Origin of the sequence: Psychrobacter sp. K31L (assembly GCF_017942195.1) — a bacterium.
GTDB lineage: Bacteria > Pseudomonadota > Gammaproteobacteria > Pseudomonadales > Moraxellaceae > Psychrobacter > Psychrobacter glaciei.
On record NZ_JAGKSC010000001.1, the window covers coordinates 593,072 to 616,956 of the forward strand.

Below are 23,885 nucleotides of genomic sequence, written 5' to 3' on the forward strand. Positions count from 1 at the left end.
AGCTGCTGAAAGATAAATACAGATATTGTTCCTCTTTTCTTACACCTTTACTGTTGTCAATACTCACCCTATATCTTCCTACTGTAGCCAAAAAACTATCTAATGATTTTTAGACACTGCCCTGCATGATAGAGCGTCAGCCCTACTTCAGTAAATCCAGATTTCATCGCACCCAATGCTATCTTTGACTCTTCCAAGGTTTTAAATGGCAACGGAATACTGGCTCTGTCTCCAGTCAAGATATAATCCGCAAAGCACTTGCCCATGAGCGTACCAGTGGTAATGCCACGTCCATTGTAGGCAGTCGCTGTCAATAATCCTTCGTCAGGTTCCAAAACGCGGAAGATATGGTCTTGCGTAAAGCCAAAGTTTCCACACCATTCATATTGCCAGTTAAATGCTGGCAAATCAGGATAATAGCTTTTTTGCACAGCGTTCGCCCATGACTGATAGAAGGATTTTGGTTTAAGTTGCCTGCCACCCACCGTTCCCAATAACAAGCGATCATCTTTGTCACGACGAAAGCTCGATAATGCCAAGCGCGTATCCCATGCCCCTGTTTTGTAAGGTAAAATACGATCTGCTACTGCTCCACTGAGCGGCTCAGAAGCGATCTGATAATAAGCGACGAGATAAAAAGTCTTAGTAATTTCTGTCCATTCGCCTTCAGTGTAGGCATTGGTCGCAATAATGACGCGCTCAGACTTGACCCGCGCTTTGGGAGTTCTTGTGTACCAATGACCGTCTACTTTCTCCAACGCCTCGACAGCGGAATGCTCGTAGATGATTACGCCGAGACTGGTCGCGACTTTTGCGAGTCCTCTGACATAAGCCAGCGGGTTGATAGTACCCGCACGATGATCTAGTAGTGCTTTATTGATACTTTTGGTGCCGCAATATTCATGGCATTTGCTGCCAGTTAACACCTCAACATTCGCACCGCGACGGCTCAACTGCTCGTATCTGACATCGACATCGACTTCGCCTTTGGCATTATGTGCCATATGGATATTGCCGGCTTGGGTGGCTTGCGCGTCGATATTATAACGTTTGATTAGGTCAAATACTAAGCTTGGTGCTTGTCCGAGCGCTTCTGTGAGACGCTCTCCAGCCGCTTCACCTAGCGCAATATTTAAGTCATCGGGGCGTGCCCATGTCCCTGCATTGACCAGCCCAACGCTTTTCCCTGAACCGCCACTACCAATCGTTTGGCTCTCAAGTAAGATAACCTTGACGCCTTTTTCGGCCAAATGAATCGCAGCCGATAGCCCTGTATAACCGCCACCAATGATACAAATGGTCGCTTGAGTGTCGCTACTCATCTGACTATAGGACTCAATATTGGGGGCAGTCATGTTCCATAAACATTGCTCTTGTAACATCTCACACTCCCTTGTGTCACACGTCACTAATTGACGTTGAGGTAGCCGTGTCGAGCTTTTCTACCGAAGGCTCTTCACGCGGTATAAACTTATCAAGGAACGCCCAGAGCAAGCCAAACAAAGGCGACAACCAGCAGGCAAAAGCAAAAGGCGCATAAGTCAATGTCGCTATACCAAGGGTCGCAGCAACAAAGCTACCGCCCATGTTCCAAGGAATCAGCGGTGATAATAGCGTGCCACTGTCTTCAATAGAGCGCGTGAGTGTCGTGCGCTTATAGCCCATTTCTTTATATTTGTCTTTTAATAAACGCCCTGGCAGCACCAAGGTCGTATAAACGTCACCGATTAAAGTACCGACACCAAGGACGCTGGCATAAGTCGTCAAAATCAAGCCGATACGCGATTTTACTGCCTTATCTATTTTCGCCATAATGGCTTTTAAGGTGCCGTAGTGTTCAAGCGAACCGACAAAAGCGAGTGCAAAGATGGTCAAGGTAATGACCCATGTCATTGACATGACGCCGCCTTTTGATAGCAATTTATCAACCACTTCAAAACCCGTTTCACTAACAAAGCCGTTTTGTAATACGTTAAAAATAGCACTGACCCCAACGCCTTGCATAAAAAACGCAATAACCGATGCCACGACAACACCGCCCAAAACGGTCGGTATCGCTGGCATTTTCATAACAGCGGCAATCACAACAACGAGTGCAGGTAATAAAGTAATAATGCTTAAATTGTAATTGTCAGCCAAATTGGCTTGTAAGGCTTGGATAGAAGATAAATCAATACTGTCATCGCCATAACCCATGCCAATCCACGCATAAAGCGCTAAGGCGGTAATCATGGCTGGGACAGTGGTCGGTAGCATGCCTTTGATATGGTCCCAAAGCTCCACGCCCGCTGCCGCAGGTGTCAGGTTAGTGGTATCTGACAATGGCGACATTTTGTCCCCGAAAAAAGCACCCGAGACAATAGCACCGCCTGTAAAATGCGCTGGAATGCCAAGCCCCATACCGATACCCATCATTGCCAGCCCTACTGTACCTACCGTACCCCATGAGGTACCAGTGGCAACAGAAATAATGGCGCAAATAATACAAACTGAAAATAAAAAGGAGGAAGGAGAAAAAATACTGAATCCATAGTAAAGAATGGTCGGCACCGTCCCTGCAATAATCCATGAACCAATGAGCATACCGACACCCATCAGAATGATCATCGCTGGTAAGCCGATTTTAATAACTTTTAAAAACCGCTCCTCCATACCCTGCCAGTCACGACCACGCATCTTCATAAATAAGCCAGTGATTAAAATGCCACAGGCTAATGGAATGTGCGGGGTAAAGTCTTTAAATATGAAAAACTGCACCATAAGAATCATGGCAGTCAATACGAGAGGGGCAATATCAAGTAAGAAGCTAGAAGACGGACCGTAGCCATCATCAGCGGGGTCATGCGGTTTGTCATCGATCATGATAATTCTACCTTCCTTAGTAGTCGTCAATGGTCATTACAACCAATCCTTGATTGCTTATAGTTTTTGGTGTGCCAAACATATATAAAATATGCTTGGCAGTTCACGCTGAACACCTTGTTTTTGACCGCTTATAATGAGTCATCTGTGCTTAACCATTTATATATGAACAATCAATCCTGAGTGTTCATATATCTTCATATCAACCAAAACTAATGCCTTGGGCAAGTGGTAGCTCTGTTGAATAGTTGATGGTGTTGGTTTGGCGACGCATATAAGCTTTCCATGCGTCTGACCCTGACTCACGTCCACCGCCTGTTTCTTTTTCGCCGCCAAATGCACCACCGATTTCAGCACCACTAGTGCCGATATTGACGTTAGCGATGCCGCAATCACTACCGCGATCACTGAGGAAAGTCTCCGCTTCACGCAAGTCATTGGTAAAGATACATGACGATAATCCTTGTGGCACATCGTTTTGCATCTCGATTGCCTCATCAAAGTCTTTATAGGTCATGACATATAAAATAGGCGCAAACGTCTCACTTCGAGCAACGTCATTTTGCTCATCAAACTCTACAATGGCAGGCGTGACATAATAGGCATCAGGGTATTTATCTGCTAGTACGCGTTCCCCGCCTGTTACTGTACCGCCCGCTTCACGAGCCTTATTCAAAGTCGCTTGCATGTTATTAAAGCTGTCTTCATCAATCAGTGGGCCGACCAAATTGCCTTCGAGAGGATGACCAATGCTGACGGTTTCGTAAGCTGATTTGATGCGTGGCAAGATATCGTCTTTGACAGACTCATGGACGAAGAGACGGCGTAATGTGGTGCAACGCTGACCCGCTGTACCAACCGCTGAGAATATAATGCCACGTAGCGCAAGGTCTAAGTCGGCAGTCGGTGCCAAAATCATCGCGTTGTTGCCACCAAGCTCAAGCAAGCATTTACCAAAACGCTCAGCGACTTTAGGCCCGACAGTTCTGCCCATGCGTGTACTACCAGTCGCACTGACCAAGGCAATGTCTTTGTTTTCGACCAAGGCATTACCGATATCCGTCTTACCCAATATCACTTGAGACAAATGATCTGGTGCATCACCAAACTTTGCCAATGCTTTTTCGAACATGGCTTGACACGCCAAAGCAACCAAAGGGGCTTTTTCTGATGGCTTCCAGATGACAGGGTTACCACAAACAATGGCAAGCGCTGTATTCCAAGACCATACCGCTACAGGGAAGTTAAAAGCAGAGATGACACCGATGACACCAAGCGGATGCCATGTCTCACGCATGTGATGACCTGGGCGCTCTGACGCAATCGTCAAGCCATATAGCTGACGTGAAACGCCGACAGCGAAATCGCAAATATCGATCATTTCTTGCACTTCACCTAGGCCTTCTTGTTTGATTTTCCCAGCTTCGAATGATACGAGCATGCCCAAGTCTTCTTTATGCTCACGCAGCACTTCGCCCAGCAGACGAATCAATTCGCCACGCTTGGGGGCAGGAACGACACGCCATTCCTTAAATGCTGCTTGGGCGTTTTGGATTTTCTTATTGACCTCATCAACGCTATCTAAGGTTATCTTGCCGATAACCGTCCCATCGATAGGCGTATTGACTTCAAAATCGCCATGTTGATATTGTTCTTCTTTGACACCCATGGCTGACATGTATTGCTTAATCATATTCAATCCTTTGTATAGTAATTTATAATCTCTTTGGTCGACCTTTAAGCTACCTTGCAATACTTTAACTTGCAAAATAATAATTTTCTTACCCTCATTCCATTTTGGAATGGCGAACAAATAAGATGACTGCTCTTGTCTTTTACCTACCGTTTCCTAAAGAAATTAGGCATTTTTCCAAGCTTCTATTCTGTATATCTTCATACAAAGCAAGCTCATCATGGACATTAATACCAAGTGCTTGCTCGAACTCCTGTTGGTTTGAATTGCCATCATAGTTGCTTTGCTTGTCCTGCTGAAGATTGGACTGAAAAATACCAGCCGCACTGACTGGCAAAAAATCTTCATAGACAATAGGCTCAATACGGATAGCGCCTTTATCAATCAAAGCATTGACGATGTCTCTTGAATGGGCTACTTGTTCTGAATGACCCATTTCTAGGTTGGCTATATCATTGTTGATATCTATGCCACTATCGACTGGTTGATAATAAAAATAAGCAAGCTCCTTGTCATGCATCGTCTGGTAATCATCAGGGAAAGCGGTAAATACCTCGGCTAAAATTCGATTGTATTGAGCTGCATTACCCTCATTTGGAGTGGCTCCTAATTGATGGCGTGCTTGACTAAGTAGCTTGTCATATAGCGCTCTACCTTTTGGCGTTAATGCCACACCGCGCTGCTCAATCTCACCAAACCGTGCAGTATGGCATCCTTGCTCGTACTCGCCCTCTGAGTTTTTAAAACTAACCGCTTCCTCTAATGCCTTAAAGCTCGTCTGTCTTAATAAAATCGGACATTCCCGTTTTGGTGGCCCTTCGATAATCGCTTTTGGTGGGATGCCTTTTGCCTGCATGCCTTGCTGTACGATATCTATATCTAGTGTTCTAGGCGTTAAATGATTGATATGTGGGCCTTTAAAGCCGACGACATCAGCAATGAGACCGTGCTGCGCTAATAAGCGCTGATATAGCTCTTTTGAGACCGGTGTTTTATCATGCCAGCGAAAGGTCTCTAAAGCTTCTTTGATAAACTGCTCACCTTCCTCTGACGTCAAACCGCCCTGCTCTTCAAAGCGCTCAATCAGGCTGACGACCGTATCGGTAAAGATATTGCGGTTGGCTAATGCGTTTGATGCTTCTTGTTTTAGTGCGTCATCATCAATTAGGTCTAGACGCAGTAAAGAAGTGAAGACTCGAAACGGGCTTTGATTTAAGGCTTGCGCGTCAATCGCTCGAAAAGCCGTAGAATGCACGGGCACGCCAGCAGGCGCTAAATCATAATAACCAACAGGGTGCATACCCATGACAGCAAAGAGCCTGCGCATCATACTAAGCTCGTGCGCTGTACCCAATCTAATCGCCCCGTGGCGCTCCATACTGAGTCTATCAATCTCTCCGGTATGCTCCAACTGCTCCTTAAGATCAGGATGTTTGGTTAGCACCTCAGTATTCACCTCAGCAACTAAATCTAGCAAGTCACCATATAGCGGAACCTCGGTTTGGTACATGGCCGACATCGCCATAGAGAACTCGTGACGAATAGCATCGCTGCTGATAAATGTGTGATTCACAGATAGATATCCTTATTAAAATCTTAGAAATTTTTGTTACTCTTAACTTATTAACTTATTAACTTATTAACTTATTAACTTATTAACTTATTAACTTATTAACTAGAGTGTGTCCGACAAAAAACTATGTCGTTGCCATTAAATTATATCGTTGCCATTTCATCAGAGCCTATTATCAGGAATCGTACTTAACACTTCTTTTAAAACATTAAGACCGGCTTGCAGGGTTTCAGGCTCGATTGTTAGTGGCGGTAGCAGGCGAATAATATGACGATATTTACCGCTAGGCATCAACAGCAGACCACGCTCCCGCGCTTGCGTTAACACATACGTCATCACGCTTGGATCGATATCATGTTCAGGATGTCGCAGCTCGATACCGCGCATCGCACCGATACCAGTGAGGCCAAACAGCCAAGGCGATACACCTTCTTGCTGCCATTGGTTCACCGTCTGCTCAATGGTGTGGGCATAATGTTTGGCAGACTCCCACACCGCATCGTCTTGCATAATATCCAACGTCGCATTGGCGGCAGCACACGCGACCGGATTACCCGAATAAGTGCCACCTAGGCTACCTTTAGGTAATCCATTCATTATGCTGGATTTGCCGATCACTGCGCCTAAAGGCAACCCACCTGCGATGCTTTTGCCTAGCAATATCATGTCAGGCTCAATCCCTAAATGTGTAAAGGCAAATGGTGTGCCCGTACGACCGTAGCCCGATTGAATCTCATCCATAATGAGCAAAATGCCGTGCTCATCACAAAACTGGCGCAGATACTGAGCAAACGTGGGCGACATTAATTGAAAGCCACCCTCGCCTTGTACTGGTTCTACAATGATGGCACCGATATTATCGACATCCGTTTCTACAGCAAATAGACGTTCAAGCGCATCGATAGCCTGCTGATCGCTCACTTCATTATCTGGACTGGGAAAAGGAATGTGGTAAACGCCACCTGCCAATGGTCCAAGCCCCCGCTTATAAGGCGCGACTTTACCATTTAGATTGACCGCAGCCAGCGTGCGCCCATGAAAGCCACCATCAAAAGCAATGACACCCACACGACCTGTTTTTAGGCGGGCAATTTTTATGGCATTTTCGGTGGCTTCTGCGCCGCAGTTAGTCAGCATACCTGACAGCTCGCCACTGATTGGGACCAGCTCACAAAGCCGTGGCATAAAGGTTTGATACGGCTGATGGGCGGCCGCGTTGTAGGCATAATGGATAAGTGATTGGGCTTGATTGATAATCGCGGAGACGATATGAGGATGACAATGACCAAAATTTAAAACCCCGATACCGCCGACAAAGTCGATGTAGCTGCGGTCATAACTGTCCCAAACTTTGGCATTTTTGCCTTTGGTGAGGGTCACAGGATGCACCATCGTAAAAGCGTCTGTAACGTTATAGTGCATATCCATTGAGCATCTCTCATCTTCCTTGAGTGTGATGCTCATTTCAGCAAAACCGTACCGATTCAGCAAACGAATAATAGTTGTGCTGGCATTCCTTTTTGTCATTGCCAACCAAAAGACAATCTTAAGGCGTGTTAAAAATTACAATTATTTAAACATTGTTAACTGCTATCACAAAGGCTACGAAAAGTTTATCCCAGTCGCCCTGTATCTGTTTTAAAGTGAATCCACTATATCGATTGAATTGAGGACATGCCCTAGCATCAGCTCGTGTTGATTTGAGGTTTCAAGATACGCTGATACCCATTCTAAAATAACTTTTACCTTATGCGATCTGCCTAAAGACAAAGGATAAGTTATATAGTAAGACCCCCGTCCTTTTGCCGCATAGCGCCATGCCGTCACTAGCGTCCCTGATTGTAGTTCAGGGGCGACCAAACGCAGTGGTACAAGTGCAATACCATAGCCGAGCAAAGCGGCGGCAATACACGCATGAAAAGTATCAAACCGTGGGCCGATAAACGTCCCATCGATACTAATGCCTTGCTGCTTGAAATACTCATACCAAGCACTTGGGCGCGAGCTTAACTGTAGCAAGGTGCAGTTATCTACATTGCTCGTACAGGGATTTTTATCCCGTAAATACTCAGGTTGGCATACCGCCACACAATACTCATCAAACAGCTTAATCGCCTCCATCCCGCCCCAAATGCCATCGCCATATAAAAAGGCAATATCGACGTTTTGGTCTTCAGTAAAAAATGGCCCAACTTGCTCTTTTATATCTAAATTAATCAATGGATGGGCTTGGCTAAAGCCACTGAGCGCAGGTAACAGCCAGCGAGAACAAAAGGTTGGGTGTGAGGCAATCTTAAGCACTTCTACATTGTCACTATGCGACATCAAACTGGTGGTTGCCACCTCGATATGTTTGAGGATTTCCAACACCTCAAGGTAATAAGTCTTGCCAGCTGGTGTCAATGAAATTCGGTGCGGTGTACGATAAAAGAGTGAAATTTTTAACATCTCCTCTAACTGAGCGACCTGCTTACTGATGGCGCTTTGTGTCATATGCATCTCTTGCGCGGCATTGGTAAAGCTCAGATGCCGTGCAGCCGTTTCGAAACACTGTAGAGCAGTCGTCGATGGATACTTTCTAAAAGCAAGCGGCTTATTGGTTTCGGTTTTCATAGTTTATTTTTCTTTTATTTTTGGTATGAGGACACGCCCTATTAAAATGTAAAAACAGGGATAATTCATACAGAGATGACTACCTATTCGTGCACGCTTAAATAGCATGAGAGAATAGGTAGCCATCATTATTTAAGCGCTGATTCTCCTTGATTATTGTATCAGTCTACTTGAGTATGCTTCTATTGATAAAAGCATTATTTCACTGCCGGTATGTTGTCGGCAGTCAGTGTCGGCTTCCTAGAGGCTAATGTCAAAAACTAATGTCATATCCTATTCATTTTGTGAATACCGACGCTCATTATCAAATAATTACTTTAACTACGGCGACTGACTTGCTATCTTGCCTGCCTTCTTTTCATCATTGCGATGTATTTCTACCCCTATTTTTAAGCGAATAAATCACTTTAAGCTAACTTTCACCGTTAGCACCTTCTTTATTTGTATTGGATCTTATGAAACCTAACATTGAGGTGAGCTCAGACGCTCGCCGGACTCAGTATTTTCAAGTATTCCTAATGGGCGTCAGCGCCTTTATTATGAATACCACCGAATTTGTCCCTGTTGCCCTATTAAGCGACATCGCCCAAGATTTCTCTATCACCACGGCAGAGACGGGCTGGATGTTGACGCTGTATGCGTGGATTGTCGCGGCCATGTCATTGCCATTGATGCTGCTCACCAGTCGCTTTGAGCGCAAGCGTTTACTGTTGGCTTTGTTTGCGGTATTTATTGCCAGTCATGTATTGTCAGTATTTGCTTGGAGCTTTGAAGTGCTGCTCATCAGCCGAGTTGGCATTGCGCTCACGCATGCGATATTTTGGTCCATCACCGCAGCGATTGCGATACGTGTGGCACCGGAAGGCAAAAAAGCACTGGCGCTTAGCGTACTTGCGACCGGTACGTCATTAGCGATGGTGTTGGGTGTGCCTTTAGGACGCGTGGTCGGTCAATGGTTTGGCTGGCGCGCGACTTTTGGTGGTATTGGTGGGCTTGCCCTTATCGTATTTATTCTGCAAATGAGACTGTTGCCCACGCTGCCTAGTATGTTTGAAGGCTCTTTTAGAAAGATTCCAGAGTTACTCAAAAACCCCTTATTGGTCTGCCTATATCTGCTGATTTTACTGGTCTTTACCGCGCATTATACTGCTTATTCTTATATCGAACCTTTTATGCGCCAAGTCGGCTCAATCAGTGAAAACGCCGCAACGGTTGTGCTGCTATTGTTCGGTGTCGCAGGGATTGCGGGCAGTGTGATATTCAGTCGTTGGGGTGATAAATTCAATACCAGATTAATGCTGATATCGACGATATTGATACTATTGTCTATGCTCATGCTGTTATTTGCGGTAACCTCAATATGGGCGCTCAGCTCGATTGCCCTACTCTGGGGCGCGGCGCTCATGCTGCTGATTATCTCCATGCAAGCCAAGGTCATCATGGTCGATGTCAATGCACAAGACATGCTGATGTCGATGTTCTCAGGGATTATCAATTTAGGCATTGGGACGGGCGCACTCTTCGGAGGCTATGCAGTGACGCATATTTCACTATCGAGCGTGGGCTATGTTGGGGCGGCTATCGCGGTTATGGCATTGCTACTGATGCTATTTATGATAAAGCGCTTTCCTGAGTTAAGCAGAAGACTTGGTTAATGAGAATTATAGTCAGTGAAAAGTAATATCGATACATCACGCACTGCTGACATTAAGCAAGAACAAGAAAATGCCAGCCACTTAGATGGGCTGGCATTTTTTTATTTAAAAACATTAAGCAAGCTGCCTAATTAAAAATCCACCTTGCCGCGTAATACTTTTGTTTTACCGCGCTTAGTTTTTTGATCGACACGTTTACGCTTAGCGTTTCTGCTTGGTTTGGTCGGCCTGCGTGTTTTATTGACGTAAGTAGCTTTGGTGATAAAGCTTTGTAAGCGCTCAAACGCATCAATTTTATTACGTTCTTGGGTACGAAATTGCTGCGCCTTAATAATGAGCACGCCTTCTTTGGTAATTCGGCTATCTTTACTATCAAGCAAACGCTGCTTATTTACATCACTCAAGCTTGAAGCATGGATATCAAAACGCAGATGAATCGCAGAAGAGACTTTATTGACATTTTGTCCGCCTGCGCCTTGCGCACGTATCGCGCTAATCTCTACGTCACTGTCATTTAAACTAATGGTATTGCTGATAAAAATCATAGGATGCTTTTATAAATAATTGATAGTTATGATTAATGATAAACCATTATCAGCTACCTCGCTACTTGCCAGCTCACCCACTTCAAAAATCCGCATGTCTTAAAAGCAGTTTTCAAAGCTTACAAGCTGAAATTCAGAGATGAAACCTCATAAATGTTATTGTTTGGCATTGCTATGTCTGTCATCTGTCTGTAAAGCGTAAGCCTATTTAAGGATTCGATATTGACATGCTAGGATGGTTTTAGATTGCCAAGATGTTGCTTGAGCCAAGACATTGCTTAATTAGCTAATTATTTAGCAAGCAGTTTCTTGGCCAAAACTTTACCCGTCTTCTTCACAATAAAGCTAAAAATACGATTTGATAGGAATAACTGTTTTATGACCACTAAAAATAAAAAAGTAACATCCACTGCAAAAGTTGATGACAATGCCACTAAAAATATCGCTTGCGACCCAGCTCACAGCATCCAAGTCAGAGGCGCAAGGGTTCACAATCTAAAAAACGTCGATGTTGATTTGCCGCGTAATGCCCTTGTGGTATTCACGGGTATATCAGGCTCAGGCAAATCTTCACTGGCATTTGGCACCCTTTTTGCTGAGTCGCAACATCGCTATCTTGACTCAGTATCGCCTTATGCCAGACGCTTAATCGATCAAGTGGATCAGCCTGACGTCGATTCGATAGAAGGCTTACCGCCCGCCGTTGCCCTGCAACAACAACGAGGTACGCCGTCTGTACGCTCATCGGTCGGTAGCGTGACGACGATTTCAAATGGTTTACGCATGCTGTACTCACGAGCAGGCGAATACCCCGCTGGTCAAGGCATACTCTACGCTGATGCGTTCTCTCCAAACACGCCAGATGGCGCTTGCCCTACTTGCTCCGGTATTGGCCGCGTGTTTGAGGTGACAGAAGAATTGCTAGTTCCTGACAATACCAAAACCATTCGCGAACGCGCGATTGCTGCTTGGCCGCCTGCGTGGCAAGGTCAAAACCTAAGCCGCATCCTGACCACACTTGGCTACGATATCGATAAGCCGTGGAATACCCTGCCCCAAAAAACCCGCGATTGGATTCTCTTTACCGATGACACCCCAGAAGTCCCAGTTTATCCAGAGTACAACATTGAACAAGTACGCGACGCTATTAAAAAAGGTGAAAAACCCAATTATAAAGGGACGTTTACCAGTGCAAAGAATTTCGTTTTGCATTCTTTTGCTAGCACTCAAAGTCCGCGTACCAAAAAGCGCGTTTCCCAGTTTATGCAAATCTCTGAATGTCCAGAATGCCATGGCAAAAAACTCAAAAAAGAATCGCTATCGGTGAAATTCGCGGGTCTTGATATTGGTGAATTGTCCCAATTGACCCTGACTGAAATGGCACTCAAACTTCAGGATGCTGCCAAGACCAAACTGACTGATAATATGCCAAACCGAGAGAAGGCCATTGTTGCTCAACGTATTGCCAGTGACATTCTGTCTCGAGTTGAGGCTTTGACCACGCTAGGCTTAGGGTATCTGTCGCTTGAACGTACTACACCTACTTTGTCTCCGGGTGAGCTACAACGCCTAAGACTCGCCACCCAAATTCGCTCTAAACTGTTTGGTGTGGTCTATGTGCTTGACGAGCCGTCTGCTGGATTACATCCTGCCGATACTCAAGCGCTATTGGGCGCATTGGATGAGCTGACAGCGGCTGGTAACTCGTTATTTATTGTTGAGCATGACGTCAGCGTGATTCGGCACGCCGATTGGATTGTCGATGTGGGGCCAAAGGCTGGAACCCATGGCGGCGAAGTTATTTACAGTGGCCCTGTAGCAGGCTTGCGGGACGTTGCACAATCACGCACGGGACAGTATCTTTTTGAGACTGACGGGGCGGTTGAGCATACCCCAAGAAAAGCGAAAGCCTCGCTACAGCTGGTCAATATTGAACGCAATAACTTGCAAAGGCTAGATGTTGCGTTTCCATTGGGAGTGATGACAACGGTGACGGGCGTATCAGGTTCGGGCAAATCAAGTCTCGTCAGTCAAGCGCTGGTCGATCTCATTTATAGCGAATTAGGGCAGAAGACAATCATCGAAGCACCGACTGGCGAAGCTGATTTACTAGAGCAAGAGCTAGAAACTCAGACCAGCGGTAAGATTGCTGATGGTATGGAACACGTGAGTCGATTGGTGACCGTCGATCAAAAAGCCATCGGTCGTACGCCGCGCTCAAACCTTGCCACTTATACCGGCCTGTTCGATCATGTGCGCAAATTATTTGCAGCAACGCCAGAAGCAAAGGCACGACGTTACGATGCCGGTCGATTCTCATTTAACGTTAAGAAAGGCCGCTGTCCAAATTGCGAAGGTGTTGGATTTGTGAGTGTTGAGCTGCTGTTTCTACCAAGCGTTTACTCACCGTGCCAAGTGTGTCATGGGCAACGCTACAATGATGAAACCCTTGAGATTACTTATCGAGGCAAAAACATCGCTGAAATCCTCGATCTCACCGTCGAATCTGCTTATGAATTCTTTGTAGAAGAAGCACCTATCCTACGAGCATTAGACGCGTTGCTAAAAGTCGGGCTTGGCTACTTACGACTTGGTCAGCCAGCAACCGAGCTTTCGGGCGGCGAAGCACAACGTATTAAGCTTGCCACCGAACTGCAGCGGACACAACGAGGAGACACGCTTTATATCCTTGATGAACCAACAACTGGCTTGCATCCTTCGGACGTATCGCTATTGATGGCACAATTGAACGGACTCGTTGATGCTGGTAACACTGTGATTATGGTCGAGCATGACATGCAAGTCGCTAGTAACAGTGATTGGATTATCGATATTGGGCCGGGCGCTGGTGATAAAGGCGGTCTTATTGTGGCAGAAGGCACACCAGCAGAGGTTGCGAAGTCAAAAGCCAGCCGTACCGCGCCTTTTTTGCTATTTTAGTCTGTTAAGGCACATTCTATTAAAAATCTTTTATCAACTCAGCAACTAACGGCAGCGCTCAATCACGGGCGCATCGACTATTTGACCTGCTATTTTAAATACTGCATCTGCACCGCTCGCAAAGGCTTTTGCCACTCTATCGATTCGAGTCGCTGGGACAAATAGCCACGTCTTCGTGTTTATATCATTGTTTACCATTTCATTACGATGAGGCTGTCTTTTATCTTTGATAGCATTTTTCATAGTTGCTTTTATTGTTGTTTTTATTGTCGCGTTTAGGGTCTGTTGAACATTCAAATGTGGCACTGGCAGTGGCTATTTTTTAGACAATACGCAGTGAAATTTTTGACGCCTAGTCGTTCTAGGTTAGACAATTTCGCCATGTATTAGCAAAAAATAGCCCTGCCCTGAAAGGCTGATGCTAAAATCACCCCAAATGTTGTTGTAAACCTAGCTAAGGTCTCGACATTATCGTCGGTTTACGCTTGATTTGATAAAACGTTTGATGCGATTTTAGCGATCAGCAGTCCTAATATTTGAATGTTCAACAGACCCTATAGTTATCCTCACGATTAATCGCCCGTAGTCATCAATCTGTTTGTGACTGAAATTCACATTATGGCTTTGATTTCCTGCTATGAGCTTTGCGGTAATGACTCGGTGACTGCCCATAGCGCCGCTTGAATGCACCACTAAACGAGTGATCCGACGCGTAGCCTACCAACTCGCTAATCTTGCTAATTGAATACTGTTCTTGCCGCAAAAACCTTGCCGCCAGTCGCAAGCGATAATGACTCAGATATGCCAGCGGCGTGATGCCAACTGACTGTTTAAAGCGCTCATTAAGTCCTGAGCGCGACAGCCCAGATGCTTTCGCTAAACCCTGTAGCGTCCAAGCGTCCTCTGGATAGCGATGCATCAGATAGAGGGCGTTTGATAGGCAAGGATCTTTTAGGGCAGCCAGCCAATTACCGTTTTCATCTCCATTACTAATGGCATTATTTTCACTACTGTGGTCGGCATCATCGTCTATTTGCCATGGATGACCAATCCACGATGGCGTCCTGTCTAGGGTATTATCCGTAGTGCGGTTTATGCTGTCTTTAGACCCTGATGCCATTTCTAGCTGTTCGACATACTCGCGTATACATTCAATCATCAACATGCCAGCCAAGCGCTCAAGCATCGTGGTTCTGCCGGGGCGTTCTAATCCCACTTCTAATAAGAAAAACTGCAATCCAATATGCACCACATCATTATAAGCCGAGTGCTTTTGGGTCACTGGCGGCAGACTGGTAGGCAAAGCGGATAACAAAGGTCTGGCCATATCAGCATCAAACTGACTGCGTACCACAATGAATTGTGCCTCATTATCTTGCACATGCTTAGTTTGAGCATGATTACTTTGAGCATTGTTAGTTTGAGCAATAACTTTATGACCGCTATCTGTATTGTCAATCTCTAAGCCAATCTGACCTTCAGTGTGTGCAGGCATGATTGTTTTAGCCGTAATCTTAGACACCGTTGGTGCTGATTGACACGCATAGCTGCCTTGTGTGGTCAACATCATCATATTGTTGGCTGTGATCACTTGCCTGTCATTATTATCATTGCCATAGCACAGATGCACCTCGCCACTGATAACCACGATAAAGGTCAAATAATCTTGTCTACTCTGTACCAGTTGCCAAGAGCCGCGCGCCTTGACAGTGATATATTGCACTTTTTGCAAATGCATCTCATCAAACAATCGACTTAAAATATCCATATTTTAGACCAATACTAGGGTGTGTCATCATTTAGATTGTGAGGCTTAAAATGAGAAAAATTGCAGCCAAACAAGGAAGGAATTGCCGTAAATATGAACATATTGACAAGATTTCTGACGATGTTTGGCAAAATTTAGCCATTTTAAGACCACTAAATGTATCAATGTGCTAATTGATGACACGCCCAAACTACTCGCTTTAAAGAGCGTTATCAACGTTAATTACTATAGTAGATACTAAATAAAATGGGTACACGACATTATAATGCGTGACTGATATAAATTTTTTGTAGCCTCTGTATGCGTAGGCACAGCAAGCAAGAAAAATTTTACCAGTCACGCTGGATCTCTTTTATATTGCCCTGACTATATCTATTTATACGCTATACACGCACCTCTAACATAACGAAGTCCGACAATTAAATCTGAATATATTTGCATTTTTGGACGCAAAGTGAGATTTTTTTGTCAATCAACGCCGTTTTAAATGCTATCAAAGATCATAATAAATGATCAGAATCTTGATTGATAATACATAAACGAAATCGTTAAAGGTGGCTATCAAGGAATGTGGCTATCAAGCACCGCGTAAAATCACGATAAATAATAGACTAGGTAAGTCTGAGACCGTATCTGATTTACAGAGGATTGACTGTACAAGGACCGTATAATGACTAAGACATTAGGCGCTAAAGAACATGCCATCATTCAAGATGCAATGGATAACTCACCATGGCGCGACCCAAAAAGGCGGTTTTGGCTGTGTAGTCCATCACTGCCTCTATTAGGCTGCTTGTTCGCGTTAGGATTACGAGATCAAAAGGGCTTTGATCTCAAAAATACAGCGCTGGCTTGGGGAGGAACTATCTTGATCCACGGTATCATTCCACTGGCGGATGTGTTGGTCGGTCGTGATGATAGCAACCCACCTGATAGCGCTATGCACGCGCTTGCCCAAGACCCCTATTATAAGTGGATTGCTCATGCTTTTATACCGCTACAATATATGGCTTTTGGTCTGCTGGCCTATCAGTATAGTCAGCGAGAGTTGCCTTGGTATAATCGCTTGGGAGTGGCATTGACGGCAGGAGTCGGCAGTGGTATTGCGATTAATACCGCGCATGAACTTGGCCATAAGTCTGACCACCTAAACCGTACTTTGGCGCGTATCAGCCTTGCGCCAGCGGCCTACGGACATTTCGCCATAGAGCATAATTTTGGTCATCACCGCTGGGTGGCGACCCCAAAGGATCCAGCCAGTAGCAAGTACAACGAGAGCTTTTGGCAGTTTTTGCCACGCACAGTGTTTGGTGGTCTACGTTCCGCTGTAAACATTGAAACTGAGCGGCTCGCCCGTCGACATAAAGGCTTTTGGAACAAAGACAACGAGTTGTTGCAAGGTTGGGCAATGTCGGTGGTAATTTATGCCACTCTTTATAAGGCGTTTGGCAAAAAGATCTTACCCTTTATTGGGTTGCAGGCAGTATATGGCTTTAGTCTGTTAGAAGTAGTGAATTATCTAGAGCACTACGGTCTGCTCAGAGAACAAGACGACAATGGCCGCTTTGAGCGTACGCAGCCGGAGCACAGCTGGAACAGCAATCACACCGTGACCAATTTGTTTTTGTATCAATTGCAGCGTCATTCTGATCACCACGCGCATCCAAGCCGCGCTTATCAATTGCTCAGACATTTTGAGGAAGCCCCGCAACTGCCGATAGGCTATGCCACGATGATTATGCCCGCCTATATCCCGCCATTGTGGTTTGCTATTATGAATAAGCGTGTCAGAGCACATTATGATAATGATATGAGTAAAATTAATATGCACCCCAAACCATTAAGTCCATTAATGCAGCGGACGACGAATATCATTGAAAAGGGCTTACACTTATTAAATCGCCTCATATCAAAACGTGCGAGTAGATAAATTTAAAGCAATGAGCTGAAAGTAGTGAACTAAAAGTAATGAACGTTGAGACATAAAAAAACACGTTACTAATGAACGTGTTTTTTATTATAAAAGTATAGCGATAGTGATAAACGGATTAAGCCAACATCCCACCATCGACAACAATCGTTGCGCCCGTCGTATAGCTTGACGCGTCAGACACTAGATATAATACCGTGCCAGCCATCTCATCTGGATCTGCTACGCGTCCTAATGGAATTGCATGTAGCGCCATTTTTAAGACTTTATCATTAGTCGTTAACGCTGAGGCAAACTTAGTATCGGTTAAACCAGGCAACAACGCGTTGACACGAATGTTCAATGGGCCACACTCTTTTGCAAACGCTTTAGTCATGCTAATCACAGCAGCTTTAGTGATTGAATAGATGCCTTGCTTGTCACCTGCGACTAAGCCATTGACCGAAGCGGTATTTAAGATAACCCCGCCGCCCTGCTCGCGCATCATCTTACCAGCAGCTGTCGACATAAAGAAATAACCACGAATATTGACTTCGACAGTTTTATCAAAAGCGGCTAAGTCCGTATCTAAGATATGCCCGTAATAAGGATTTGCAGCGGCATTATTGACTAAAATATCAATTTGACCGAACTCACTTTTGATGTGCTCAAAAATCGCATCAATCTGATCCATATTTCCGACATGGCACGCAAAGGCACTGGCTTTGTGACCATCAGCGACAATGCTATCGGCGACTGCTTGGCAAGCATCAATCTTACGGCTAGAGACAATGACGTGTGCGCCTCTTGATGCCAATAGACGGGCGATAGATTCGCCAATACCGCGACTAGCACCTGTGACCAAAGCAATCTTGCCTGTTAAATCAAATAAATCTTTCATTATTATTCCTTATATTTTGAATTAGCTATTCAGCTTTCAATTTTTTATCGTAAATACTTAATAAATTATAGTCGAAAAACTGCAAATCCATGACAAGGCAGCCGAGCGTAGATAGTACGCATAGTACATCGAGCGAGGCTAACACCGTAATGATTTAGCAGTTATTTGACTATTAAGCCAACATGCCACCATCAAGGGTAAACGCATGACCATTCATAAAGCTGCTTTCATCGCTCGCAAGCCATGCAATCGCGCCGGATACTTCATCAACTGTCCCTAAACGGCGTAGCGGGCTGGCATTAATTGTTGCTTTTTGCGCGCGCTCGCCCATCTTCGCCATGGTATTTTGCACCATAGGGGTATCAATAAAGCTTGGACAAACGGCGTTAAAACGAATATTGACGCGCGCATATTCATGAGCAGCAGACTTGGTCAGTCCCATCACGCCATGCTTCGCGGCGCTATACGCTGACAGTAATGGTGCAGAACGCAGCCCTGCGATAGAGGCGACATTAATCACGTGACCGCCGCCATTGGCTGCCATACAAGTAACAGCAGCACGCATGCAATGCCAGACGCCTTTTAGATTAACGGCAATATTACGGTCAAAGTCCTCATCGCTTAGCTCATGCATCGGTGCAGGCTGATGGTCGATGCCCGCATTATTTACCACCACATCAAGACCACCCAGCGTTTCCATGGCAAAGGTAAATAATGCGCGCACTTCGTCGCCACTCGTCACATCAACTTTTTTAAAGACGATACTATTGCCCGCATCTTGACCTTGCTTGGCAACGGCTGCGCCCATCTCTTCGGCCATATCACCGATCACGACTTTCGCACCGCGACTGGCTAACAATAACGCACTTGCCGCACCAATGCCAGACGCACCGCCCGTGATTAAAATACGTTTACCAGAAACGTTACTGGCTACGTCTGATGCAATTCCATTTGTATTCAGTGTCATGATTTATCCCTCTACCTTAAGTACCAGTTTGCCGAAATTTTCACCTTTAAAAAGCATCATCAGGGTATCTGGGAAAGTCTCGATACCTTCAACGATATGATCTTTTACTTTCATATCACCTGACTGAATCCAGCCAGCAATCTCTTTCATCGCGATTGGATACTCTTTAATATTATCAAAGACCACGATGCCTTCCATACGGGCACGATTGACCAATAATGATAGATAGTTTGACGGCCCTTTTACCGCTGTGGTGTTGTTATATTGGCTAATCGCACCGCAAATCACGATACGCGCGCGCAGATTAATTTGGGTAAGGACGTCATTTAAGATATCGCCGCCTACGTTGTCAAAGAAGACATCGACACCGTTTGGACAGGCTTGCTTTAAGCCTTTTTTGACATCCTCATTTTTATAATCTACCGCAGCATCGAAGCCTAGCTCATCGACTAAGAATTTACATTTCTCAGCACCGCCCGCGATACCAACGACACGGCAGCCTTTTAGTTTGGCAATCTGTCCAACCAAACCACCAACCGCACCCGCAGCACCAGAAACAACGACTGTCTCGCCAGCTTTTGGTTGACCAGTTTTTAATAAGCCAAAGTAGCCAGTCATACCCGGCATACCGAGCACGCCTAAGTAATAAGATAAGGGTGCAAGGTTTGGGTCGACTTTGTATAACCCAGTACCATCACTGACCGCATACGACTGCACGCCATTATGACCACAGACATAATCGCCGACGGCAAACTTCTCATGCTTACTTTCAATGACTTCGCCCACGGTACCCGCGCGCATGACATCACCAATCTGTACCGGTTCGATATAAGATTTCGCATCGTTTAACCAGCCACGCATCGCTGGATCCATCGAGATATATTCAATTTTTATCAGTAACTGACCGTCTGTGATAGTCGGTAGTTCTGACTCAGTATAATCCCAAGTCTCCGCACTCGGTGCGCCAACAGGTCTTTCTTTTAAACGCCACTGCTTATTCATTGTTGTCATTATTTATTCCTTTAAATTTTTATAAAAAGCCATTGGTATCGTTTGCTTAAAAAGAGTTTATTCAAAATAATACAAATATATTAAAAAGTGTTCTTCTAGGATAAATTTTTCTCGCTTGCTGTGCGCTTTGCACTCCAGAGGCTTCGAAAAATTCATCCCAGCATCACATTAGTCGTATTGTTCAGGCATGTTCTTATATTGAAAACATTCCAAACAATTACTTAAAACCATTCTGCTTGCATATTGGTACATACCGCATTGTCGTTGTTTAGCAGTTCGATGTCGCGATTGATTAACGGCAATTCCCAATCGATAAAGTATTTTGCTGCTTGTAGTTTGCCATGATAGAAGTTTTGCTTTTCAATATCTGTTGTCTCGCTTAGCAATTGCTCCGCTTTACTCGCTTGGCGAATCCAAATCCAACTGACCACGATGGAGGCAAAGATATTCATCAATGCTTGCGCGTTGCCAGTCAGCGTTAGTGCTTTTTCCGTTTGCAGGATTTTGCTTAAATGCACCAATACTTCATGCAGATGACCCATATAAGGCATCAATTTACCGGCAAGTTTGGCGGTTTCTGGCGTGGTAATGCTTTCTAAGTCTTGGGTAATTTCACGTTTTAGAATTTGAATACCAAGACCCTTGTTTTGCCATAACTTACGGAATGACAAATCTAACGCTTGCACGCCATTTGTGCCTTCATGAATGGGATTGAGACGATTGTCACGCCAAAATTGCTCGGCTTGATACTCGCGCGTATAGCCTGCACCGCCCAATACTTGAATGCCTAAATCATTGGCTTTTGGACCATATTCAGAGGGCCATGCTTTTAATACTGGGGTTAATAAATCCAATAATTCTGATAGCTCAACTTTTAGTGTTGCATCTTCACAAGTATTGATACGGTCGATCAGGTTTGAGCCATATAAACACAGCGAGATACCGCCCTCGCTATAGGCTTTTTGCGCCAACAGCATACGCTTAACATCGCCATGCTGGATAATCGCCGTTGCTGCATCTTCAGGTTTGTTATTCGGTGCAATTCTGCCCTGCGTTCTGTCTTTGGCATAATCGAGCGAATATTGATAACCACGATAGCCAATCATAGCCGCGCCAAAGCCAACCGCGATGCGCGCTTCATTCATCATCTTAAACATATAACGCAGACCAAAATGCTCTTCGCCGATAAGATAGCCATAGCACTCGCCTGCATCACCAAAGCTTAATGCGGTAGAAGTCGCGCCTCTATAACCCAGCTTATGAATGAGACCCGTTAAATGCACGTCATTGCGCTCGCCAACCGATGCATCATTATTCAGACGATACTTAGGCACGGCAAATAAAGAAATACCTTTGACGCCACCAGGACCGCCCGGCACTTTTGCTAGTACCAAATGCACGATATTGTCAGACAATTCGTGGTCGCCTGCTGAGATATAAATCTTGCTGCCTTTGACGCGATAGCTGCCGTCATCTTGTTTAACGGCGGTAGTTTTGATATCGGCAAGCGATGAGCCAGCATGTGGCTCGGTTAACGCCATGGTGCCGGTAAATTCACCCGTTAGCATACGCGGCATAAAGGCATTTTTAATCTCATCACTGGCAAAATGTGAGATGACATTAATCGCCGCCGTGGTCAAAAATGGATAAGCCGTCGTTGATGGGTTGGCCGCCATAAAATAGCCTGCCACTGCGGTCATCACGGTTTCGGGTAATTGCATGCCGCCATCGTCAAAGCTATAACGACCAGCGATGAAGCCCGACTCACGAAACGCATCAAAGGCAACTTTTACGTCACTTATCATGCTGACTTTTTTGCCATCGAACTGTGGCTCGTTTTTATCTGCCACATGGTTATGGGGCAAGAATAGCTGGGTGGCGATTTTATTGGCGGTGTCCAATACCGCATCGAAGGTTTCGCGGCTGTGTTCTGAAAACTTCGGATGCTCGGTTAAATGCTCAGTGCCCAATACATCATATAGTTGGAACGGTAACTCAAAGTCATTGATAAGCGTATCTGCTGCCATAGTATTCTCGTTAACTCATTAAATTTGGTGATTCATTGATATTAATCTAATTTAACGCCTTGCCGTATTGTCATTTATGACATAATTATGGTCAAATAAGACATATCATCTAACCTATAGTGAGTGAATTTCAAATTACATATCGTGCAGCTGGTGAATATCAGCCATAAATTTGCATACACTTAAAGGAAGCCAAATTTTGCCCTACTTCAAACCGTTTAAAGTGATTATCGTTGGCTTCGATGGCGTGCTCGGCAGTGTGCTCGCTGGGGCGCTAGATTTATTTTCATTTACTGGCGTCAGCTGGCAACGATTTTTGGATGAAGAAGTAGAGCCTAGATTTAGTGTGCAGATTGCAAGCTTAGGTGGCGCGGATATCAGATGTAGCAATCGTTTGATTATGCGAGCGCATTGCGATATTCAGGAAGTCACAGAGTGCGACTTACTATTAATTCCAACCATTGGCGATTCAATCGATAAAGTATTGAGCCAAAATAGTGAGTTAATTCCGCATATAAAGCGACTGGCGAATACCAAGGCGGATATCGCTAGTAATTGTAGCGGGGCTTTCTTCTTAGCAAAAGCAGGCTTGCTCGATGGCAAAGTAGCGACCACTCATTGGGGCTATGCCAGTAAGTTTAATACAGATTTTCCACTGGTTGATTTGCAAGAAAACCAATTTGTCACTCACTCAAAAAGCCAGTCAAAAGAACAATCGAGCAATATATTCTGTGCGGCAGGTGGTAGCGCCTTTTATGACTTGGGATTGCTATTAATTGAGCGGTATTGCGGGCGTGAGATTTCTACCCAAGTGGCAAAAACCCAGATTATTGACAGTAAAAGAGGCAATCAAAACAGCTATACCAATGTGACATTGCATAAACCACATTCAGATCAGCTGGTTAAGCAAGTACAAGAGTTTATCGAGGAAAACTTCAAAAAACCTATTCAAGTTAGCGGCTTGGCAGCCATGGTAAATATCACGCCGCGCACCTTAAACAGACGCTTTCAATCCTGCGTGGCGATGCGCCCGATTGAGTATATTCAAGCGGTGAGAATTGAGCAGGCCAAGCGCTTACTGGAATTGGGCGATGTGACGATAAAATCGTTAGCGGAGCAAGTTGGTTACGATGATATTTCCTCATTCACTAGGCTTTTTAAACGCGCTACTGAACTGACCCCGAAAGAATATCAGGATAAATTTTCACGCTTGGCGATTTAACTTTATAGTAGATTTTTTAGAAGTAATACGTTGCTGCAACAAATTTATCACAGCAACAATTTTATATAATTAATTCGATATAAAAACGATACAGCGAGACGAAAAGTTGTTTTCCGCAGCATCTGTCGGCGTAGGCACAGTACGCAAGAAAAACAACTTTTCATTGAGCGACTTGATAGTTACGTATCTGATTTATTTA

The 23,885-nt window shown here is 44.8% G+C and carries 17 protein-coding genes; 4 read left to right on the forward strand and 13 right to left on the reverse strand.

Translation table 11 applies throughout. The annotated features are described in order from the left end of the window. Positions 1 to 95: 95 nt before the first annotated feature. The 6 genes from J5X94_RS02345 to J5X94_RS02370 form a co-directional block, all read right to left on the reverse strand. Positions 96 to 1,382 (reverse strand): NAD(P)/FAD-dependent oxidoreductase, encoded by a 1,287-nt coding sequence (locus J5X94_RS02345; RefSeq protein ID WP_189581221.1) that lies wholly within the window; start codon positions 1,380 to 1,382, stop codon positions 96 to 98. A gap of 16 nt (positions 1,383 to 1,398) precedes the next feature. After that, positions 1,399 to 2,862, reverse strand: a complete 1,464-nt coding sequence (gene nhaC / locus J5X94_RS02350) for a Na+/H+ antiporter NhaC (RefSeq protein WP_210539752.1) — start codon at positions 2,860 to 2,862, stop codon at positions 1,399 to 1,401. A gap of 202 nt (positions 2,863 to 3,064) precedes the next feature. Beyond that, positions 3,065 to 4,555, reverse strand: coding sequence for an aldehyde dehydrogenase family protein (locus J5X94_RS02355; RefSeq protein ID WP_210539754.1), 1,491 nt, complete (start codon positions 4,553 to 4,555; stop codon positions 3,065 to 3,067). 142 nt (positions 4,556 to 4,697) lie between these two features. After that, the gene (locus J5X94_RS02360) at positions 4,698 to 6,080 is read right to left on the reverse strand and encodes a VOC family protein (protein ID WP_228293133.1); all 1,383 of its coding nucleotides are present in this window, start codon (positions 6,078 to 6,080) and stop codon (positions 4,698 to 4,700) included. Positions 6,081 to 6,290: 210 nt separating this feature from the next. Further along, complete coding sequence (locus J5X94_RS02365) at positions 6,291 to 7,556, reverse strand: aspartate aminotransferase family protein (RefSeq protein WP_210539759.1); 1,266 nt, start codon at positions 7,554 to 7,556, stop codon at positions 6,291 to 6,293. A gap of 210 nt (positions 7,557 to 7,766) precedes the next feature. Beyond that, positions 7,767 to 8,741 carry a LysR substrate-binding domain-containing protein gene (locus J5X94_RS02370; protein WP_210539760.1) on the reverse strand — a complete coding sequence of 325 codons (975 nt, stop codon included), beginning with the start codon at positions 8,739 to 8,741 and terminating at the stop codon, positions 7,767 to 7,769. Between the two features lie 455 nt (positions 8,742 to 9,196). Here J5X94_RS02370 and J5X94_RS02375 point away from each other — a divergent pair, with 455 nt between their 5' ends. After that, on the forward strand, positions 9,197 to 10,396 hold the full coding sequence (locus tag J5X94_RS02375; protein ID WP_228293116.1) for a sugar transporter: 1,200 nt from the start codon (positions 9,197 to 9,199) through the stop codon (positions 10,394 to 10,396). A 131-nt stretch (positions 10,397 to 10,527) separates the two neighbouring features. Here J5X94_RS02375 and arfB read toward each other — a convergent pair whose 3' ends face one another. Then, positions 10,528 to 10,941 (reverse strand): alternative ribosome rescue aminoacyl-tRNA hydrolase ArfB, encoded by a 414-nt coding sequence (gene arfB, locus J5X94_RS02380; protein WP_210539762.1) that lies wholly within the window; start codon positions 10,939 to 10,941, stop codon positions 10,528 to 10,530. A gap of 378 nt (positions 10,942 to 11,319) precedes the next feature. Here arfB and uvrA point away from each other — a divergent pair, with 378 nt between their 5' ends. Continuing rightward, on the forward strand, positions 11,320 to 13,881 hold the full coding sequence (gene uvrA, locus J5X94_RS02385) for an excinuclease ABC subunit UvrA (RefSeq protein ID WP_210539764.1): 2,562 nt from the start codon (positions 11,320 to 11,322) through the stop codon (positions 13,879 to 13,881). Positions 13,882 to 13,926: 45 nt separating this feature from the next. On the opposite strand, the gene J5X94_RS02390 is transcribed toward uvrA, so the two are convergent. Together J5X94_RS02390 and J5X94_RS02395 are read right to left on the reverse strand one after the other, a co-directional pair. Further along, positions 13,927 to 14,124 (reverse strand): hypothetical protein, encoded by a 198-nt coding sequence (locus tag J5X94_RS02390; protein WP_210540063.1) that lies wholly within the window; start codon positions 14,122 to 14,124, stop codon positions 13,927 to 13,929. A gap of 373 nt (positions 14,125 to 14,497) precedes the next feature. Next, complete coding sequence (locus tag J5X94_RS02395) at positions 14,498 to 15,649, reverse strand: AraC family transcriptional regulator (protein WP_210539766.1); 1,152 nt, start codon at positions 15,647 to 15,649, stop codon at positions 14,498 to 14,500. A 670-nt stretch (positions 15,650 to 16,319) separates the two neighbouring features. On the opposite strand from J5X94_RS02395, the gene J5X94_RS02400 reads away from it, so the two are divergent. Beyond that, a complete protein-coding gene (locus tag J5X94_RS02400) occupies positions 16,320 to 17,579 on the forward strand; it encodes an alkane 1-monooxygenase (protein ID WP_210539768.1) in 1,260 nt (419 codons plus the stop codon). 118 nt (positions 17,580 to 17,697) lie between these two features. On the opposite strand, the gene J5X94_RS02405 is transcribed toward J5X94_RS02400, so the two are convergent. The 4 genes from J5X94_RS02405 to J5X94_RS02420 form a co-directional block, all read right to left on the reverse strand. After that, a complete protein-coding gene (locus J5X94_RS02405) occupies positions 17,698 to 18,459 on the reverse strand; it encodes an SDR family oxidoreductase (protein WP_020443142.1) in 762 nt (253 codons plus the stop codon). 172 nt (positions 18,460 to 18,631) lie between these two features. Beyond that, positions 18,632 to 19,426 (reverse strand): SDR family NAD(P)-dependent oxidoreductase, encoded by a 795-nt coding sequence (locus tag J5X94_RS02410; RefSeq protein ID WP_020443141.1) that lies wholly within the window; start codon positions 19,424 to 19,426, stop codon positions 18,632 to 18,634. 3 nt (positions 19,427 to 19,429) lie between these two features. Next, positions 19,430 to 20,437, reverse strand: coding sequence for an NADP-dependent oxidoreductase (locus J5X94_RS02415; RefSeq protein ID WP_210539770.1), 1,008 nt, complete (start codon positions 20,435 to 20,437; stop codon positions 19,430 to 19,432). Between the two features lie 221 nt (positions 20,438 to 20,658). Beyond that, positions 20,659 to 22,464 carry an acyl-CoA dehydrogenase gene (locus tag J5X94_RS02420; protein ID WP_210539772.1) on the reverse strand — a complete coding sequence of 602 codons (1,806 nt, stop codon included), beginning with the start codon at positions 22,462 to 22,464 and terminating at the stop codon, positions 20,659 to 20,661. A 199-nt stretch (positions 22,465 to 22,663) separates the two neighbouring features. Between J5X94_RS02420 and J5X94_RS02425 the strand changes: the two genes are divergently transcribed. Further along, positions 22,664 to 23,686 carry a GlxA family transcriptional regulator gene (locus tag J5X94_RS02425; RefSeq protein WP_210539774.1) on the forward strand — a complete coding sequence of 341 codons (1,023 nt, stop codon included), beginning with the start codon at positions 22,664 to 22,666 and terminating at the stop codon, positions 23,684 to 23,686. The last annotated feature ends 199 nt before the right edge of the window (positions 23,687 to 23,885 follow it).

Bases quoted from the DNA above. Each gene is read 5' to 3' on its own strand.
- J5X94_RS02345 (WP_189581221.1), bottom strand. From the start codon at position 1,382: ATGTTACAAGAGCAATGTTTATGGAACATGACTGCCCCCAATATTGAG.
- nhaC (WP_210539752.1), bottom strand. From the start codon at position 2,862: ATGATCGATGACAAACCGCATGACCCCGCTGATGATGGCTACGGTCCG.
- J5X94_RS02355 (WP_210539754.1), bottom strand. From the start codon at position 4,555: ATGATTAAGCAATACATGTCAGCCATGGGTGTCAAAGAAGAACAATAT.
- J5X94_RS02360 (WP_228293133.1), bottom strand. From the start codon at position 6,080: ATGGCGATGTCGGCCATGTACCAAACCGAGGTTCCGCTATATGGTGAC.
- J5X94_RS02365 (WP_210539759.1), bottom strand. From the start codon at position 7,556: ATGGATATGCACTATAACGTTACAGACGCTTTTACGATGGTGCATCCT.
- J5X94_RS02370 (WP_210539760.1), bottom strand. From the start codon at position 8,741: ATGAAAACCGAAACCAATAAGCCGCTTGCTTTTAGAAAGTATCCATCG.
- J5X94_RS02375 (WP_228293116.1), top strand. From the start codon at position 9,197: ATGAAACCTAACATTGAGGTGAGCTCAGACGCTCGCCGGACTCAGTAT.
- arfB (WP_210539762.1), bottom strand. From the start codon at position 10,941: ATGATTTTTATCAGCAATACCATTAGTTTAAATGACAGTGACGTAGAG.
- uvrA (WP_210539764.1), top strand. From the start codon at position 11,320: ATGACCACTAAAAATAAAAAAGTAACATCCACTGCAAAAGTTGATGAC.
- J5X94_RS02390 (WP_210540063.1), bottom strand. From the start codon at position 14,124: ATGAAAAATGCTATCAAAGATAAAAGACAGCCTCATCGTAATGAAATG.
- J5X94_RS02395 (WP_210539766.1), bottom strand. From the start codon at position 15,649: ATGGATATTTTAAGTCGATTGTTTGATGAGATGCATTTGCAAAAAGTG.
- J5X94_RS02400 (WP_210539768.1), top strand. From the start codon at position 16,320: ATGACTAAGACATTAGGCGCTAAAGAACATGCCATCATTCAAGATGCA.
- J5X94_RS02405 (WP_020443142.1), bottom strand. From the start codon at position 18,459: ATGAAAGATTTATTTGATTTAACAGGCAAGATTGCTTTGGTCACAGGT.
- J5X94_RS02410 (WP_020443141.1), bottom strand. From the start codon at position 19,426: ATGACACTGAATACAAATGGAATTGCATCAGACGTAGCCAGTAACGTT.
- J5X94_RS02415 (WP_210539770.1), bottom strand. From the start codon at position 20,437: ATGACAACAATGAATAAGCAGTGGCGTTTAAAAGAAAGACCTGTTGGC.
- J5X94_RS02420 (WP_210539772.1), bottom strand. From the start codon at position 22,464: ATGGCAGCAGATACGCTTATCAATGACTTTGAGTTACCGTTCCAACTA.